Source organism: Pseudomonas sp. CFBP 8758 (assembly GCF_014841725.1).
Taxonomy (GTDB): domain Bacteria; phylum Pseudomonadota; class Gammaproteobacteria; order Pseudomonadales; family Pseudomonadaceae; genus Aquipseudomonas; species Aquipseudomonas baltica.
Map to the genome: position 1 here is coordinate 645,043 of NZ_JACYUK010000001.1, position 19,487 is coordinate 664,529.

The following is a 19,487-nucleotide window of genomic DNA, read 5'->3' on the forward strand; positions in this document are numbered from 1 at the left end:
GGCCACTTCGCAACTAGCGCGCTGACTTCTGTCGTTGGTTTCATCAGCTCGGGCAAGGTTCATGACGAAGACTTCACTTGCGCACCCGCCATGTCCGCGTCGCCTCAATGCGTTGATGAGGGATGAATCGATTATCTATGCTTAGTTGTTGCGCAAACTAATATCGCACCACGGATTTTGTCCATCTCTTGTTCAATGATAGCAATGTGATATTCGAAAATTGTTATAAATCGTCAGCTCTTGAGTGCCATCACGTACTAGCCTAACCCATAGATGGCGCAGCGCCATAAAGCCTCAGTCAAGTTGAATGGATTTTAAAAGTCAATCTAAAACAAGCAGTTATAAGTTTAAGGTGGGCTCGTCATGGAAAGATGTCAATTGTTTATCGTTCAGCCGGGCTGTTACGGGTGAACCGACCCAGTGTGCAGTGCCCCGTCCGGGGCAAACATTAGAAGAGACCTTGAATCACTGGCCTCGGTTAGCGCCGAGTACGCGTGAAGTTGTTTGTGCAGTGCCCCGTAGTGCACTGCAAGAATCTGCTAGGAGTAGGTATGGACAGTATCGTTGTTGCTGCGAAGTCGGCGCAAAGCACCTCGGAAATCGCCTGGGGCAATATAAAGCTGTTGGATACCAGCCTGGTCAAACTGCCAGTGGATCCCAGCGATGTCGCTTCGGCCACGCGTTCCGGCAACAACCTGACCATCACCCTCAAATCCGGCGAGCAGATAACGCTGGGAGACTTCTTCAAGGTCGATGCGGCCGGGCAGCAGAGCGAATTGGTATTCGAAGGCCAGGACGGTTTTCTCTGGCAGGCCAACTACGGCGAACCCTTCACCGGCTTTACCTTTTCCGAAGCCTCGACCGTGGACGAATTGCTGCTGGCCGGTGCGGCCGCCAGCGGTGCCACGCCTGGCTGGTTGCTCGCTGCGTTCGGCCTGGTGGGCGTAGGCGCTACCACGGCTGCAGTGGGCGGCGGAGGCGGTGGCGGCGGTGGTGGCGGCGGCGCGCCCGTACCGCCCGTGGAACCGGTACCGCCCGTTGACACGACGGCACCGGGCGCCCCGACCGGGCTAGGTTTCGCCGCCGATGGCAGCAGCGTTTCGGGCAGCGCCGAAAGCAATGCCTCGGTGATCATTCGCGATGCCCAAGGCAACGTGGTCGGCAGCGGAACCGTGGGTGCCGATGGCAATTTCCAAGTACTGTTCCCCGCGCCCCAGGCCAACGGTGAGTCGCTGGAAGTGATCATCACCGACGGCTCGGGCAACAGTTCGGACCCGGTGGTCATCACCGCACCCGATATCACTGCGCCCGCAGCGCCTGGTGCGCTGGCGCTCAGTCCCGATGGCAGCACCTTGACCGGCACCGGCGAGCCCGGCGCTACCGTCACCGTGACCACGGCCACCGGCGTGGTCCTGGGCTCGGTCGTGGTAGCGGCCGACGGCACGTTCAACCTGACCCTGACCCCGCCGCAGATCAACGGCGAAGCCTTGAGCGCCACGCAAACCGATGCAGCGGGCAACCAATCGCCCGCCGCAGGCCTGATCGCGCCTGACCTGACCCCTGGCCCTACGCCTGACCCAACCCCCGACACCACCGCTCCAAACGCGCCGACCGGCCTGGCTGTCAGCGCCAATGGCAGCGTGCTGACCGGTCGCGGTGAGGCCGGCACGGTGGTCAATGTCACCGATGCGGCCGGTAACCTGATTGCCACCGGAACCGTGGATGCCAGCGGCAATTTCCGCGTCGATCTCAGTCCTGCACAGGCCAACGGGCAGGGCCTGGGCGTTACCCTGACCGACGCCTCAGGCAATGTTTCGTTGCCCGCCAACGTGCTGGCCCCGGACATCGAAGCCCCGTCTGCGCCGAGCAATTTGAGCATTGACGGCAGCGGTCTGGTGCTCAGCGGACGCGCCGAAGCAGGCGCTACCGTGGCGGTGCGCGACGCTGCCGGCAATCTGCTCGGCACTGGTACGGCCAACGCCAGCGGCATCTTCCAGATCACCTTGAGCGCTGCCCAGATCGACGGTGAAACCCTCAGCGTGGTGGCCACCGATGCGGCGGGCAATGCGTCGCTGCCTGGCCAGTTGCAGGTGCCGGACCTCAGCGTGTCCGAACCGATCACCGATTTCGTCGTCAGCGCCGATGGTTTCTCCTGCGGCGGCCGTGGTCAGGCGGGCGACACCGTGACCATCACCAACGCCGCTGGCGACGCCATCGGCAGCGCGGTGGTGAATGCGTTCGGCCGCTTTTTCATCCGTTTTGCACTGCGCCTCACCCCCAATGAGCCTATCACTGCCACGCAGACCGACGAGAACGGTAACGTCACCTCCACGTTCAGCATGTTGGTGCCTGATGACATCGGCCCCGGCACCCCGGACAACCTCAACCTGAGCCAGGACGGGCTGACCCTGACAGGTACCGGCAATGCCGGCGATACCGTGCGTGTCTTCACCAGCCAGGGCGTGTTGCTGGGCAGCGCCATCGTCAACGTCGATGGCACCTTTTCGATCACCCTCGGCCAGGCCCAGACCAATGGCGAGACGCTGACGCTGATAGCCACCGATTTCGATAACGAAACCTCGGTGCCGGTGCCCTTCGTTGCGCCCGACAGCACAGCGCCAGCCGCCGTCGGCAACCTTGGTTTCAGTGCCGATGGCACGACCCTGACCGGTACCGGCGAGCCTGGCGCCACCGTGACCGTGCGCAATGCCCAGGGCAACGTGGTAGGCACTGCTACGGTCAATGCCGCTGGCAATTTCGTTGTCAGCCTCTCCCCGGCCCAGGCCGATGGGCAAGTGCTCAGCGTCAGCCAGACCGATGCCGCCGGCAATCCTTCGGTTGCGGTACCGGCGACGGCGCCGGACATCACCGCCGGCGTGGACCTCAGCGAAGTGGCTATCAGTGCTGACGGCAGCCTGGTGAGCGGTCGTGGCCAGCCGGGCGATACCGTCACCGTCACGGCTGCGAACGGGGCAGTGCTGGCCACCGGCGTGGTCGCGGCCGATGGCAGCTTCAACCTTTCCCTGGCTGCGCCACAGACCAATGGCCAGGCGCTGCTCGTCGGTCAACAGGACGCCGCCGGCAATGCCTCGGCCAATGTCGGCCTGACCGCACCTGATCTGGAAGCGCCAGTGGCACCGAGCAACCTGGCGCTGAATGCGGGCGGTACCGTGCTCTCGGGCGTGGGCGAGGCCGGCACCACGGTGTCGGTGAAAAACGCGGCCGGCACGGTGCTGGGCACAGCCCTGGTCGCGGCCGACGGCACTTTCCAAATCACCCTGTCGAGTGCCCAGGCCAACGGCCAGGCATTGACGTTGAGCACCGTGGATGCGGCCGGCAACAGCTCGCCATCGGTTCCCTTTACGGCACCAGATACCACCGCGCCGAATGCGGTCACCAACCTGCTGATCAGCGCCGACGGCCTGACCCTGACCGGGCGCGGCGAGCCGGGTGCCACGGTGACCATCAGCAATGCTGCAGGCGTGGTGATCGGCATCGCCACCGTCGGTGCCAATGGCAATTTCAGCACGGCGCTGGCACCGGCCGCCATCGAAGGCGACCTGCTGAGCGCGGTGCAAGCCGATGCCGCCGCAAACGTTTCGACTCCGGTCTTCATCACCGCACCCGACGCGATTGGCCCGGGCACGCCTGGCAATCTGGCATTGAGCAGCGATGGCCTGCAGTTGACCGGCACCGGCAGCGCCGGCAACACCGTCAACGTCTTCGGCCCGCAGGGCAACCTGCTGGGCACAGCCACCGTAGCCGCCAACGGCACGTTCGTCATTACCCTGACCCAACCCCAGACCAACGGTGAAGTCCTGTCGGTGGTCGCCACCGATGCGCTGGGCGAAGCCTCGGTGCCGGTCGAAATCACCGCCCTCGATTCGACCGCGCCTGACCCGGTGAGCGGCGTCGCCATCAGTGCCAATGGCAGCACCGTGACCGGTAGCGGTGAAGCGGGTGCCAGCGTCACCGTGCGGGGCGCCAACGGTGCGCTGATCGGTACCGGCACCGTCGCCACCGACGGTACCTTCAGCGTCGCCTTGAACCCACCGCAACTGAATGCCCAGCAGCTTCAGGTCAGCCAGACCGATGTATCGGGCAACAGCGCCACCCCCGTCGACCTGACCGCGCCCGACCTGACCGCACCGGCCGCGCTCTCGCAATTGGCCGTGAGCAACGACGGCCTGACCCTGACCGGACGCGGCGAAGTCGGCGCCACCGTGACGGTGCTCGCGCCGAACGGCGTCGCGCTGGGCACGGCAACGGTGGGCAGCGACGGCTTGTTCAGCGTCACCCTGAACGCCGCCCAGACCAACGGCCAGAACCTCAGCGTCAGCCAGAGCGACGCTGCCGGCAACCGCTCGCCCATCGCCCTTGCGCAAGCACCCGACACCGATGCGCCTGGCGCACCCGGTGCCTTGCAGCTCAACGGCAGCGGAACCGTATTGACCGGCCTGGGCGAGGCGGGTGCCACGGTGCGCGTGGTCGGTGCCAATGGCGTCGAGCTGGGCAATGCCGTGGTCACGGCTAACGGTACGTTCCAGGTCAGCCTCTCTCCGGCCCAGGCCAACGGCCAGTTGCTGGAGGTCACCCAGACCGACGGCGCCGGCCAGACCTCGGTGCCGGTAGCGATCACCGCTGCCGATAGCACCGCTCCCGGTGCCTTGGCCAATGTGCTCCTGAGCCGTGATGGGCTGAGCGTGACCGGCACCGGTGAGAGCGGGGCCACGGTCACCGTTCGCGCGGCCAACGGCGCCGTCCTTGGCAGCGCCGTGGTGGGCAGCGATGGCACCTTCAGCGTTGGCCTGGCCAGCGCTCAGGTCAACGGCGAACGCCTGGGCGCCGCCCAGACCGACCCAAGCGGCAACGTCTCGCCGACCACCTTCGTCACCGCTGCCGATGTGACTGCGCCCGGCGCCCCGGCGGCCCTGGCGCTGGACGCCAGCGGGCTGGTGCTGACCGGTACCGGCGAGGCGGGCGCCACCGTGCGCATCACCAATGCACAAGGCACGCTGCTGGGCAACGGCACAGTGGCAGCCAATGGCACCTTCAGCATTACCTTGAGCGCGGCCCAGACCAATGGCCAGAGCCTCAAGGCCGTGGCCACCGATGCGGCCAGCAACAGCTCGGCGGCCAGCACCCTGGTCGCCGCCGACACCACCGCGCCGATTGCGGTCGGCAACCTGGCGATCAGCGCAAATGGCCTGACGCTGTCGGGCACCGGTGAAGTGGGCGCCAGTGTCGCCGTGCGGGCCGCCAACGGCGACCTGATCGGCACCGGCACCGTGGGTGCCAATGGTATTTTCGTCATTGCACTGAATCGTGCGGCGCTGCAGAGCGACGTCCTCAACGTGATCGAGACCGATGCGGCCGGCAATGCGTCGCCACCCGTCACTGTCAACGGGCCGGACGGCAACGAGCCGGCGGCCCCCGGCAACCTGGTGATCAGCCTCGATGGCGTGACGCTCACCGGTACTGCTCTGGCCGGCAACACCGTGACCGTCGTCGACGCGCAAGGCGCAGTACTCGGCTCGGCCGTGGTCAATGCCTCCGGCCAGTTCAGCCTGACCCTGTCGCCGGCGCAGAACAACGGCGAGCTGCTCAGCGTGCAGGCCAGCGACGGCGTGCGCGTGTCGGTGCCAACCCTGCTCACGGCGCTGGACGCCACGCCACCCGATGCCCTCGACAACGTCCAGCTCAGCGCCAATGGCAGCACCTTGAACGGTACGGGTGAGGCCGGAGCCACGGTCAACGTGCGCGGCGCCCAGGGCCAATTGCTCGGCACCGGCACGGTCGGCAGCGATGGCACCTTCAGCATCGCTTTCACCCCGGCACTGATCGACCGTCAGGTACTCACCGCCACCCAGACCGATCCGGGTGGCAATGTCTCGGCCGCGGTCAGCGTGACTGCTCCGGACTTCACCGCTCCGCTGGCTGCGTCGGGCTTGAGCCTGAACGCTTTGGGCACGGTGCTCAACGGTGTCGGCGAGGCGGGCACCACAGTCGCCGTGCGCGATGCGGCAGGCGTGATCATCGGCAACGGTAGCGTGGCCGCCAACGGCACGTTCCAGATCACCCTGACCACGGCGCAGCTGACCGGCACCACTTTGCAAGTGACCTTGACGGACACTGCAGGCAACGTTTCGCCCTCGGCGGCGTTGCCCGTCGCCGATGTTACCGCGCCAGGCGTGGTCACTGGTCTGCAGCTCAATGTGGCGGGCACGCTGCTGACCGGCAAGGGTGAAGTGGGCGCGACGGTCAGCGTGACCGCAGCCAATGGCGCGGTGCTTGGCAGCGCCGTCGTCGGTGCAACCGGCAGCTTCGTTGTCAATCTGGTACCTGCGCAAGCCAATGGCGAGGTGCTCGATGTGCAGCAGGTGGACGCTGCGGGCAACCTGTCGCTGCCGGTGGCGCTGGTCGCCGCCGACGTGACCGCGCCCATCGCTTTGAACACCGTTGCCATCAGCGCCAACGGCGCGGTCGTCACCGGTGTGGGTGAAGCGGGGGCGACCGTGCGGGTATTGACCAGTGCCGGTGGCGAACTGGGCACTGCGACGGTCGGCGCCGATGGGCGCTTCTCGGTCACCCTGAGCACGCCGCAGATCAATCTGCAGTCGCTCACCGTGACCCAGGCCGATGCCGCCGGCAACCTGTCGGCCAACGTCAACCTGACTGCGCCTGACCTGCAGGCGCCGAGCGCGCCCACCAACGTCGTGCTGACCGCGCAAGGCTCGGCCGTCACCGGCCAGGCCGAGCCGGGCACAGTGGTGTCGGTGGTGGTCAGTGACGCCCAGGGCAATGTGCTGGGCACTGCGACCGTCGCCGCCAACGGCACTTTCCAGGTCAACCTGAACACGCCGCAGACCAATGGCCAGACGCTGCTGGTGACCTCCACCGATGCCGCCGGCAACGTGTCCACCTCGATCACCGTCATTGCCGCCGACTTGACTGCGCCCAACCAGGCCACCGATCTTGCGGTCAATCCCGCGGGTACCCTGCTGGCCGGCAAAGGCGAAGTCGGTGCCACGGTTACCGTGTTCGATGCCCAAGGCACGCAGATCGGCACCGGCACCGTCGGCCCGACTGGCAGCTTCATCGTGACCCTGACACCCGTCGCCCAGAACGCCGTGCTGAGCGTGACGCTCACCGACCGTTTCGACAATGTTTCGCTGCCCGCCAGCGTGACGGTGCCCGACGCCAACGGGCCCGATCAACCTACCGCGCTGGTGCTCAGCGCCGACGGCCTGCGCCTGAGCGGGATTGCCGACGCGGGCAATACCATCACCGTGCGCGGCCCCACTGGCGTGCTGGGCACCACCACGGTCAATGCCGATGGTACGTTCCAGCTGACCTTGAGCGCGGCGCAGACCAATGGCGAACAACTGGATGTCGTGGCCAGCAGCGGTGGCTTCAATTCGCTGCCCGGCCAGCTTACCGCCATCGACAGCACAGCTCCGGCGCTGACCAATGTCGTCATCAGCAATGACGGCAGCCTGATCACCGGGCGCGGCGAAGCAGGCGCCACGGTCACCGTACTCAACCCGGCCGGCGTGGCGATTGCCACGGCCATCGTCGGTATCAGCGGGCAGTTCAGTGTGACGCTGACGCCGCCGCAGATAGATGCGCAACGCTTGCAGGTCAACCAGGTCGACGGGGCGGGCAACAGTTCGGTGCCGGCCACTGTGACCGCACCTGACCTGACCCTGCCCGGCAGCGTGCTGCAGCCGCTGGTAAGCGCCGATGGCCTGGTGGTCAGCGGGCGTGGCGAAGCAGGTGCCACGGTTACCGTGTTCGCCAGCAATGGCTTGGTGCTGGGCACCGGCGTGGTCGATGCAAATGGTCTGTTCAGCGTCAACCTGAATCAAGCCCAGAACAATGGCCAGACCCTTACCCTGTCGCAACGCGACCTAGCCGGCAACGAGTCGGCAGTGGTCAGCGTGCAGGCAGGCGATACCCTGGCTCCGTTGGCGCCCGCTGCGCTGGTACTCGACAGCACCGGGTCGTCGCTCAGTGGTACCGGCGAGATCGGTGCAACCGTTCAAATCAGAAATGCCAACGGCGACCTCGTCGGCAGTGGCGTGGTAGGCGCCAATGGCCGCTTCCAGATCAGCCTGGACACGCCGCAGGTAGCCGGGCAACTGTTGGCCGTCACGCAGAGCGATGCGGCGGGCAACACCTCGCCAGCCACACCGCTGAGCGCCCCGGACACCACCGCGCCGACCGCGCTGCTCAACGTCGTGCTCAGCAACGACGGACGGCTGGTCAGCGGTACGGGTGAGGCGGGAGCCAATGTGACCGTGCGCAGTGCCGCCGGTGTGTCGTTGGGCAGCACTGTAGTGGCCGCGGACGGCAGCTTCACTGTCATTTTGAGCAGTCCGCAACTCAATGGTCAGACGTTGTCGCTCGTGCAGGTCGACGCCGCCAGCAACGTCTCGCCCACCTTCAGCCTGCAGGCAGCCGACATCACCGCTCCGGCAGTGCCTACCGGGCTGTCGCTGAGCCTGGCGGGTACGCTGCTTTCGGGTGTCACCGAGGCAGGTGCTACCGTTAGCATCACCGGAGCCCAGGGCCAAGTCATCGGCAGCGGCGTTGCCGGCAGCGATGGCACCTTCGCCATTACCCTGGCGTCTGCCCAGGCCAATGGCCAGGCCCTGCGCGTCACGGCCACCGATGCCGCAGGCAATACCTCGGCGTCGGCCACCCTGCTGGCAGCCGACATCACCCCACCGGTCGCGGTCAGCAATCTGGTGGTCAGCGCCGACGGCACCTTGCTCAGCGGCTCGGGCGAGGCCAATGCCACCGTGCGCATCACCGCCGCCAACGGCGATCTGCTCGGCACCGGCACGGTGAATGCGAACGGTACTTTCCTGATTACTTTGAACCGGCCTGCCATCCTCAGCGACGTGCTGACCGTGATCGAAACCGATGCCGCCGGCAACCCCTCGCTGCCGGCGCAGGTCAACGGCCCGGACGGCGGTGCGCCGATCGCTCCGGCCAATCTGCTGCTGACCCTGGAAGGCGCCATCCTGACCGGCACCGGTTCGGCGGGGGCGCTCATTCGTGTCACCAGTACCACGGGTGTGCTGCTGGGCAGCGGTACGGTCAATGCGTTGGGTACGTTCAGCATCCTGCTCGATGCCCCGCAACGCAACGGCGAAGTGCTGAGCGTGCAGGCCAGTGACGCGATTGGTCGTGTCTCGATTCCGGTGTCGCTGACTGCCGGAGACACCACTGCGCCCGACCTGCTTGCCAACGTCCAGCTCAGCGCCAACGGCGCGCTGGTTACCGGCAACGGCGAGGCAGGCGCGCAAGTCACCGTGCGCAACGCGTTGAACCAGTCTGTCGGCACCGCCACGGTGGCCACGGACGGCACCTTCACGATCAACCTGGTGCCGGCCCAGACCAACCTGCAGGTGCTCACCGTGACCCAGGCCGATGCGGCCGGCAACCTGTCGCTGGGCGTGACCCTGATCGCGCCTGACCTGACCGCGCCCGCAGCGCCGGTCGCGCTGGTGCTCAACGATGTCGGCACAGTGTTGACCGGCGCCGGCGAGGCAGGTGCCAACGTGGTGGTGCGCAACGCCCTGGGCGTCCAGGTCGGCACCGGCACCGTGAACGCCAACGGCACGTTCCAGATCACCCTGGACGCGCCGCAGATCGACGGCGGTACCCTGAGGGTCACCCTCGGCGACAGCGCGGGCAACCTGTCCGTGGTGGGCAGTGTGGTTGGCCGCGACACCCTTGCACCGGTGGCGGTAGTGGCGCCTGTCATCAACGCCGACGGCAGCCTGATCACCGGGCGCGGCGAAGCGGGTGCGACCGTCACCGTCACCAGCGTCGCCGGCACTGTGCTCGGCTCGGCCGTGGTCGCCGCCAATGGCACGTTCAGCCTGGTGCTCGATCCGCCCCAGGCCAACGGCCAGCTTCTGGACGTGCTGCAGACCGACGCGGCCGGCAACGGCTCGGTGCCGGTTGCGCTGCAGGCGCCGGACATTACCCCGCCCACCGCGCTCAGCGAAGTGCTCATCAGCGCCGATGGTTTGGTTGTGACCGGTCGCGGCGAAGCCGGTGCTTCGGTTCGCGTACTGCTCGGCAACACCGAGCTGGGCCGCGCCGACGTCAACGCCAGCGGGCAGTTCACCATCACGCTGAACAATCCTCAAGTGAACCTGCAGCAGCTCACCGTCAGCCAGGTCGATGCCGCCGGCAACTTCTCTGCCAACGTCACGCTGAGCGCACCGGACCTGCAGGCGCCGGCAGCGCCGACCGATGTAGTGCTCACGCCGCAGGGCGGGGCGGTGATCGGCAAGGCAGAACCCGGCAGCGTGGTCTCGGTGGTGGTCAGCGATGCCCAGGGCAATGTGCTGGGCACCGCCACGGTCGCGGCCAACGGCACCTTCCAGGTCGACCTGGCGTTCCCGCAAACCAACGGCCAGACGCTTCTGGTCACGTCGACCGATGCCGCCGGCAACACCTCGACCAGCATCACCGTGATCGCCGCCGACCTCACCGCGCCGGATGCGCCCATTGCCTTGGGCGTCAGCCTCGATGGTTTGACCGTGGTTGGCCAGGGCGAAATCGGCAGCACTGCCACCGTGCTCGCCGTCAACGGCGACGTGCTCGGCACCGCAGCGGTCGGTCCGAACGGTATTTTCACTGTCCTGCTGCTGCGCGCCGCCAGCGAAAACGAGGTGCTCAATGTCACCTTGACCGATGCGGCCCGCAACGTGTCGACGGCAACCGTCGTGGTCGCCCCGGATGTCAACGGTCCCGATCAACCCACGGCGCTGCTGCTGGGCGGCAACGGCCTGACCCTCAGCGGGCAGGGCGATGTCGGCAACACCATTACCGTGCGCAGCGTGACGGGCGTGGTACTGGGCACGGCAGTGGTGGACGCCACGGGCAATTTCCAGGTCGCACTGAACGCGGCCCAGACCAATGGCGAAACGCTCGAAGTCATTGCCACCAGCGGTGCACTGGTATCGCTGCCTGCGCTGATCACGGTAGCCGACACCACGCCGCCCGGCCTGATCAGCAATCTGCTGGTCAGCCTTGACGGTACGCAGGTCACGGGGCGCGGCGAGGCCGGCTCGATCGTCACCATTCGCGGCCCCGACAACGCCGTGCTGGGCACGGCGACGGTCGGCGTCACGGGTGCCTTTACCGTGTCGCTGAACGTCGCGCAGACCAATGGTCAGGTGCTCAGTGCCGTGCAGGTGGACGGCGGCAACAACCCATCCACAGCTGTGACCGTGGTTGCTCGCGACAGCACGCTGCCCGACGCTCCCGCAGCGGTGCTCAATCCTGCCGGCACCCTGGTGACCGGCACCGCCGAACCCGGCACGCGGGTCACGGTCATCGTCAGCGACGCTCAAGGCAATGTGCTGGGCACTACCACGGTGGCAGCCGATGGCAGCTACGAGGTCGACCTGGGCACCGCGCAGGCCAACGGCCAGACCTTGCTGGTAACTACCACCGATGCCGCCGGCAACGTGTCCGCCAGCACCACGCTGTTCGCGCTGGACACGACCCCACCTGCGCCGGTCACCGGCCTGGTGATCAGCCCGAACGGCGATCTGCTGGCTGGCCGCGGCGAGCCGGCTGCCGAGGTGACCGTGCGCGACGCGGGCGGCACCGTCATCGGTATCGGCGTGGTCGGTGCCACGGGCAGCTTCCTCATCACCCTCAGTGCCACCGTCGCCCCAGGGGACGTGCTCACCGTCGTACAGGAAGATGCGGCGGGTAACGCGTCGGACGACGTGGACGTAACCGCACCCGATGGCACCGGCCCGGACCAACCCAGCGCGCTGCTGCTCAGTGGCAACGGCCTGCAGCTGAGCGGTCTGGCCGATGCTGGCAATACCGTGACCGTACGCAGTGCCACCGGCGTGGTGCTGGGCACCGCAGTGGCCGATGGCAACGGTGCTTTCACGGTCGCGCTGTCGAGCCCGCAGCTCAACGGCGAACAGCTGGAAGTGGTTGCCAACCTCGGTGCGCTGGTCTCGGTGCCTGCGCAAGTGCAGGCCCTCGACCTGACCGCGCCGGGCGCATTGACCGATCTGCTGGCCAGTGCCGATGGCACTCAGCTGACCGGTCGCGGCGAAGTGGGCGCCACCGTTACCGTGCTCGCGCCCGACGGTACTGCGCTGGGCAGCGTCGTCATCGGCGTTACCGGCACCTTCACCGTACCGTTCGCGGTCGCGCAGTTGGGCGGCGGCAACCTTGCGGTGTCGCAGACTGATGTGGCCGGCAACCTTTCGCCAACGGCGCTGGTGCCGGCGGTGGACAGCGCGCCGCCTGTGGCACCTACCGCTGCCGTCGACCTCAACGGCGGGGCAGTGGTGGGGGTTGCGGAAGCGGGCACCGTGGTCACGGTGATCGTCAGCGATGCCCAGGGCAATGTGCTGGGCACCGCCACGGTCGCCCCCAACGGCAGCTACGAAGTGGTCCTGGGGGCGGCGCAGACCAACGGCCAGACTTTGCTGGTCACCTCCACCGATGCGGCGGGCAACGTCTCGTCGACCACTCTGGTGGTCGCGCCCGACACCACGGTGCCGAACCCGGTCACCGACCTTGTGGTCAGCGCCGACGGCGCGCTGCTGACCGGCAAGGGCGAAATCGGCGCGCAGGTCACCGTACTCGGCGTGGGTGGTGTCGCGGTCGGCACGGCCACGGTCGATGGCAACGGCAATTTCACCGTGACGCTCGATCCGATCTCCGGCGACCGCACCTTGCTCAGCGTCACTCAGGCCGACCCGGCCGGCAACGTTTCGACCGTCGCCACCGTCACCACACCGGACACCAATGGCCCGGATGTACCGACCGCACTGGTGCTCAGCACCGATGGCCTGCAGTTGGTGGGCCAAGGTGATGTCGGCAACCTGATCACCGTGCGCAACCTGCAAGGGACCGTCCTGGGTACCGCGACCGTCGATGGCAGCGGCGTCTTCCAGGTGCAGCTTTCTGCTGCCCAGCTCAATGGCGAAATCCTCCAGGTCACGGCCGCCGACGGCGCGCTGACCTCGCTGCCGGCGCAACTGACAGCGCCGGATGTGACCGCTCCCAGCAACCTTGGCGCACTGTCGGTCAGCCTCGACGGCACGGTGCTGACCGGGCGCGGCGAAGCTGGTGCAACCGTGGTGATCACTGGCCCTGGCAACGTAGTGCTGGGCACCGCCGTGGTCGCAGTGACAGGGGTGTTCGTCGCCAACCTGGCCACGCCACAACTCAACGGCCAGGCCTTGAGCGTGGTGCAGACCGACCTGGCCGGCAACGCTTCGCTGCCCCTCGTCACGCTTGCCGGCGACCGTACGCCACCCGCAGCGCCGGCCGATCTGGCGGTCATCAACCAGGGCCTGGTGCTGACCGGCACGGGTGAGCCCGGTGCACTGGTTACCGTCACCAATGCCCAGAACGTCGTCCTGGGCACCGCCACGGTCCTGCTCGATGGCAGCTTCCAGGTGGTGTTGAGCCAGGCGCAGGTCAACGGCCAGGCCCTGGGCGTGACCCTGACCGATGCCGCGGGCAACGTGTCGGTGCCGAGCGCCGTTCTGGCGGGCGACACCACCGCACCGGTGCCTTTGACCAATATCGCCATCAGCAATGACGGCGCACTCACCAGCCTGTTGACCGGCAAGGGCGAGCCCGGTGCCGTGGTCAGCGTGACCCGACTGGACGGTACCGTACTGGGCAGCGGCGCGGTCTCGGCGGCGGGCAATTTCAGCGTCACTCTGACGCCAGCGGTGATCACCGGCGAGCTCCTGAACCTGGTGCAGACCGATGCCGCAGGCAATGTCTCGCCAATCGCGACGATCAATTCGCCGGACACCACTGCGCCCGAATTGCTGACCCAGGTCGCAATCAACCTCACCACCGGGGCCACTGTCACCGGCCGGGGAGAGCCCGGCGCCACGGTGACCGTGCGCGACGCCGCCGGTGTAGTCTTGGGCAGCGCCCAGGTGGCAGCCGACAACAGCTTCGTTGTGACCCTGTCGCCGGCGCAGATCAACAATCAGCCGCTGACCGTGGCCCAGACGGATGTGTCCGGCAACGTGGGTGCGAACACCCCGATCTTCGCTCCGGACCTGACCCCACCGGCTGCGCCGACGCAACTGCTGCTCAATGCCAGCGGTACCGTGCTCAGTGGCGTGGGCGAAGCCAATGCCACCGTGCTGGTGAAGAACGCGGCAGGCGTGACCCTGGGCACGGCGACCACCGTAGCGGCCGATGGCACCTTCCTGGTGACGTTGCCGGCGCAGCTCAACGGTCAGTCGCTGGTGGTGACGCTGACCGACGCGGCTGGCAATGTCTCGGGCCCCGGCAGCCTGCTGGCCGGCGACACCACGCCGCCGGCGGCGCCGACCATTCTGGCGCTGAACGCGACCGGCACGCTGCTCACCGGTACCGGCGAGCCCGGCGCGCAGTTGATCATCCGCAACAACCTCAATGTGTCGGTGGGCACCGGCACGGTCAACGCCGATGGCACCTACAGCGTCACGCTCGGCGTGGCGCAGATCAACGGTGAAGTGCTCAGCGTCCGCCAGGTCGATGCCGCCGGCAACGCCTCCGCTGCGGTCACCATTACTGCCAGCGATCTCCAGGCTCCGACCGCACTGGTCAACCTGGCGGTATCGACCAGCGGCCTGCAACTGACCGGCAGCGGCGAAGCGCTCGCGCGCATCGTGGTCAAGAACGTGCTGGGTGTGCAGATTGGCGCGGCGACTGCCGATGTCGACGGTAATTTCACCGTCAACCTGGCCACTGCTCAGCTCAACGGCCAGGTGCTTGTCGTGACCCAGGCCGACGTGGCTGGCAACGTCTCGCTGCCGTTCAACTTTGCCGTACCGGATGTCACCGCGCCACTGGCATTGACCCTGACGGCGGTCAGCGCCGACGGTCGTATCGTCACCGGGCGTGGCGAAGCCGGCGCGACGGTGACCGTCACCGGTCCGCTGAACGCGACACTGGGCACCGCCGTGGTCGCCGCGGACGGCACCTTCAACGTGACCCTGAGCACCCCGCAGACCAACTTCGAAGCCTTGCTGCTGGTCCAGCGTGACGCTGCGGGGAACACGTCCGCCGGGGTTACCGTCAACGCCCCTGACCTGACTCCACCGGCGCTGCCGGCGGGGCTGGGCCTGAGCGCCAACGGTCTGCTGTTCAACGGCACGGCCGAGGCGGGCGCAAGAGTGTTCGTGAGCAACGCTCAGGGCGCTGCGCTGGGCAACGTTCTGGTCGGCGCCAATGGCACCTTCAGCGTGCCGCTGAGCCTGGCACAACTTAATGGCGGGACGCTGGAGGTGTACGCGCAGGATGCCGCTGGCAACAAATCCGCGCTGGCACGTTTGACCGTTCCCGATATCACCCCACCGAGCCTGGCCACGCAACTGGTGGTGAATGCCGCTGGCACCGTGCTCACCGGCAAAGGCGAGGCCGGGGCGACCGTCAGTGTCGGGCTGCTGGTCGGGCAGACCCCTGTGGTGCTTGGCACGGCGGTGGTCGACGTCAATGGCAACTTCCAGGTGCCGCTGCTGCCGGCTGCCCTCGGTGGTCAGCTGTTGACCGTGATCCAGACCGATGCGGCGGGCAATCCTTCGGCTATCGCCTCGTTGAACATTCCTGTGGAGCTGCCACCGGCCGCGCCGCAGGTCAGCACCATCACCAGCAACGGCGTGACCCTGACCGGCACCACCGAGGCGGGCACTACCGTGGTGGTGCGCAACGCCGCCGGGACCGTGCTCGGCACCGGTGTCACCACCGGTACCACCTTTACCGTGACGCTCAATCCACCCCAGGCCAACGGCCAGGTGCTCGAACTGCACGCCACCAAAGGCGCGCTCACGTCGATCGCGACCTTCTACACCTCGGTCGACAGCACCGCGCCAGTGCCCATCACCGCACTGGACGTCAACGGTACCGGAACGCTGGTCACCGGCCGAGGCGAGGTAGGCGCCACCGTGCGGGTCACCAATGCCGCCGGCGTGGTGGTAGGCACTGGTGTGGTCGGTTTGAACGGCAGCTTCGCCGTGGTACTGCCAGTGGCCCAGGCCAACGGCGGTACCCTGACGGCGGTGCAGGTGGATGCCGCGCAGAACGTGTCCACGGCGGTCAGCATCGCCGCGCCCGATATCGTCGCACCCGTGGCACCGGTGATCACCGGCCTGAGCAATGCCGGGCAGACCCTCAGCGGTACCGGTGAAGCCGGTGCCATCGCCACCGTCTACAACGCTGCAGGGGTTGCCATCGGCACGGCCACCGTGCTGCCCAACGGCACCTTCGCGGTCACGTTGAGCAGCCCGCAACTCAATGGCCAACTGCTCAGCGTCAAGCTGGCCGATGCCGCCGGCAATGTGTCGGTGGGCACGCCGTTCCTGGCACTCGACACCACCCCACCGACGGCGCTGGTCAACGTCGCGCTGGCCACCAATGGCAGCACCGTGACCGGGCAGGGCGAGGCCGGCGCGCGGGTGACCGTCAGCGTCGGCGGCGTGGCATTGGGCAATGCCGTGGTCGATGCCAGCGGCAACTTCAGCGTCGGCCTCAGCGCCGCGCAGCTCAATGGTCAGCAACTGACCGTGGTGCAGACCGATGCCGCCGAGCTGACGTCGCCGATCACCACACTCACGGCCCGTGATGCCACCGCGCCGAACGCACCGACCGCACTGTTGCTGGTCGGCGGCGTGAGCCTGAGCGGCGTCGGCGAAGCCAACAGCACCGTCAAGGTCTACGGTGCCAACAACGCTCTGCTGGCCGAGGGGCCGGTGAACGCGCTGGGTCTGTTCACGGTGACACTGGCTGCGCCGCAGCTCAACGGAGGCGCCCTGCGCGTGACCCTCACCGATGCGGCCGGCAACGTGTCCGCAGCGGGTCAACTGGGTGTGGCCGACACCACGCCGCCGGCTGCGCCAACCGCCACTATCAGTGCCAGCGGCACAGTGGTGTCGGGCACCGGCGAGGCGGGGGCCACGGTCACCGTGCGCAGTGGCGCCAGCGTGCTGGGCACGGCGCTGGTCGCCGCCAACGGCACCTACAGCGTTACCCTCAATGCCGCGCAGATCAACAGCCAGGTGCTGACCGTCAGCCAGGCCGATGCCGCCGCCAACGTTTCGCCGACGGCCACCACCACCGCGCCGGACCTGACCCCACCGAGCCTGGCCACCGGGCTGGTAGTGGCGGGCGATGGCCTGACCCTGCGCGGTACCGGCGAGCCGGGCGCCACGGTCAGCGTCAAGGCAGCCAACGGCGTCGTGCTCAACGTGGCGTCGGTCACCGTGGGGGCTGATGGCACCTTCACCGTGGCCTTGAACGCCGCGCAGATCAACGGCGAGCGCCTGAGTGTCACGCTCACCGACGAGCGCGGCAACGTCAGCGCCGGCGCGGCTGTGGTGGCACCGGACATCGACGTCAACGAGCCGGTGATCGCCTCCAACAACCTGGCAACCGCTACGGTCAACATCACGCCGGTCACGGTGGCCAGCGAGTACACCAACACCAGCGTCAGCCTGCTGCTGGGCCAGGTGAAGGCGTTCGGTTTCACGGTGGCTGCCGGTACCGTGACCGATCCGTTGATCACGGTGACCAACAACGCCTTGCTCGGTGTGCTGCCAGCGTCGGCCTTCGCTCTGGAGGTGCAGAACGCCGCCGGTAACTGGGTAACCCTGGCCAACAGCACGACCAATCCGCAGTTGCTCAATCTGATCGGGCTGGGGACTAACCAGGTGCAGGCCGACATAGGCTTGCTGCAAGCCGGCAACTATCGCCTGACGGTCGCCAGCAGTCTGGTTTCGCTGCTCGACAGCCTGACCACGCAGATCCAGTTCGTGACCACCAGCCTGACCCAGTTCACCGGCACCCCGGCACCGTTGGACGGTAACGTCATCACCGATCCCGGTGTGAACGGCCTGGCCGACCGCACCGGGCCGGACAACGGTGCGGTGCTGCAGGTACTCAAGAACGGCACCTACGTGACGGCCGGTGCGGGCACCATGGTGCAGGGCCTGTATGGCCAACTGACCATCGACAGTACCGGCAAGTACACCTACAACCCGAGCGGGGCAGTCGCCAGCGTGGGCAAGGTCGAAGACTTCCAGTACCAGTTGGTGCACCCCAATGGCTTGAGCTCGACGGCCCATCTGTACGTGCGCATCGACAGCGCCAACGTCAACGAGGTGTGGAACCCCAACAACCTGGCCGCCAACGCCACGCTGGTGGATGCCGTCAACGACGCGGCGGCGAGTGCCTTGAGCCTGGTCGGCCAGTTCACCGACACCACGGCCACGATCGGTCGCTATGACAGCAGCTTGCTCGGCGGTCGCGGCGAGTTCACGTTCACCGTGGCGCCGAACACCTTGAGCGACCTGACCTTGTCGGTCACCGGCAGCGGCCTGTCGCTGCTGTCGCCGGTCAACTTCGTGCTGTCCAAGCTGCAGGCCAACGGCACCTATGTTCAGGTAGGGTCCTATTCGGGTGCCAACCTGATCGCGATCGGCAGCGCTGGCCTGGGTGTGCGCGTCGAGGACCAGACTGCCGGCACCTACCGCCTGGTCGTCACCAACGGTGGCCTGGGAGTGGCATCGAGCTACACCGCCGCAGTACGTCAGGAGGCGACGTCCACCAGCACCTTCGTGGTCGGCAGCGCCACCACGGCGGTGGGCAACCTGCTGACCGGGGCTGGCGCCGATGTACTGGGTTCCTCGTACACCTCGCTCAGCGTGCTGAGTGCCGGCGCCTTCGTTCTGCCTGGGGTCAACGGCGTCACCATTGCCGGTGCCCATGGCGCGCTGCTGGTCAATGCCGATGGCAGCTATGCCTATACACCGACCTTGAACCAGGGCAGCGGCGTGATTGGCCAGACCGACGTGTTCACCTATCAACTCAACCACCCAACCGGAGCCAGTGATACCGCCACCCTGACCATCAACCTCAACAACGCTGCCGCGCCGGCCACTTTCGCGCGCCTGGCGTCGTTCGCCAGTGACGACACCAGCGCCGATCACGCTGCCGTTGCCGGCAGTGACCGGCACGACCCGCAAGGCACTTCGGGCGATGATCTGCTCGATGGCGCCCAGGGCGGGCCGCTGACCTTGCACGGTCACGACGGCAACGACACCATCGTCATCTACGACCAGACGTTCGCCTCGGTCGACGGCGGTGCCGGGACCGATACGCTGAAGTGGAGCGGCGGCGATGCCGACATCGACCTGAGCAACCTGGCAGCACGCATCAACAACATCGAGGTCATCGACCTGAACCAGTCCAGCAAGGTCAATCTGACCTTGAGCTTGAGCGACCTGCTGTCGGTCACCGACGCCAGCACCGACAAGCTACTGATCCTGGGCGACAGCCACGACACCGTGCACATGACCGGCGCAACCTGGGCGCCGGGCGCCACACAGACGGACAACGGCGTGCAGTACAACGTCTACACTCCCCAGGAGGACCCCTCGCACCATCTGTGGGTCCAGAGCGGTATCAGTGTCGTCTGA

Annotated in this window: 1 protein-coding gene; it reads left to right on the plus strand. The window is 67.1% G+C overall.

What is annotated here, in order from left to right:
• Positions 1-551 precede the first annotated feature (551 nt).
• Positions 552-19,487: a BapA/Bap/LapF family large adhesin gene (locus IFT75_RS03195; RefSeq protein ID WP_192053309.1), complete on the plus strand. Its 18,936-nt coding sequence runs from the start codon at positions 552-554 to the stop codon at positions 19,485-19,487.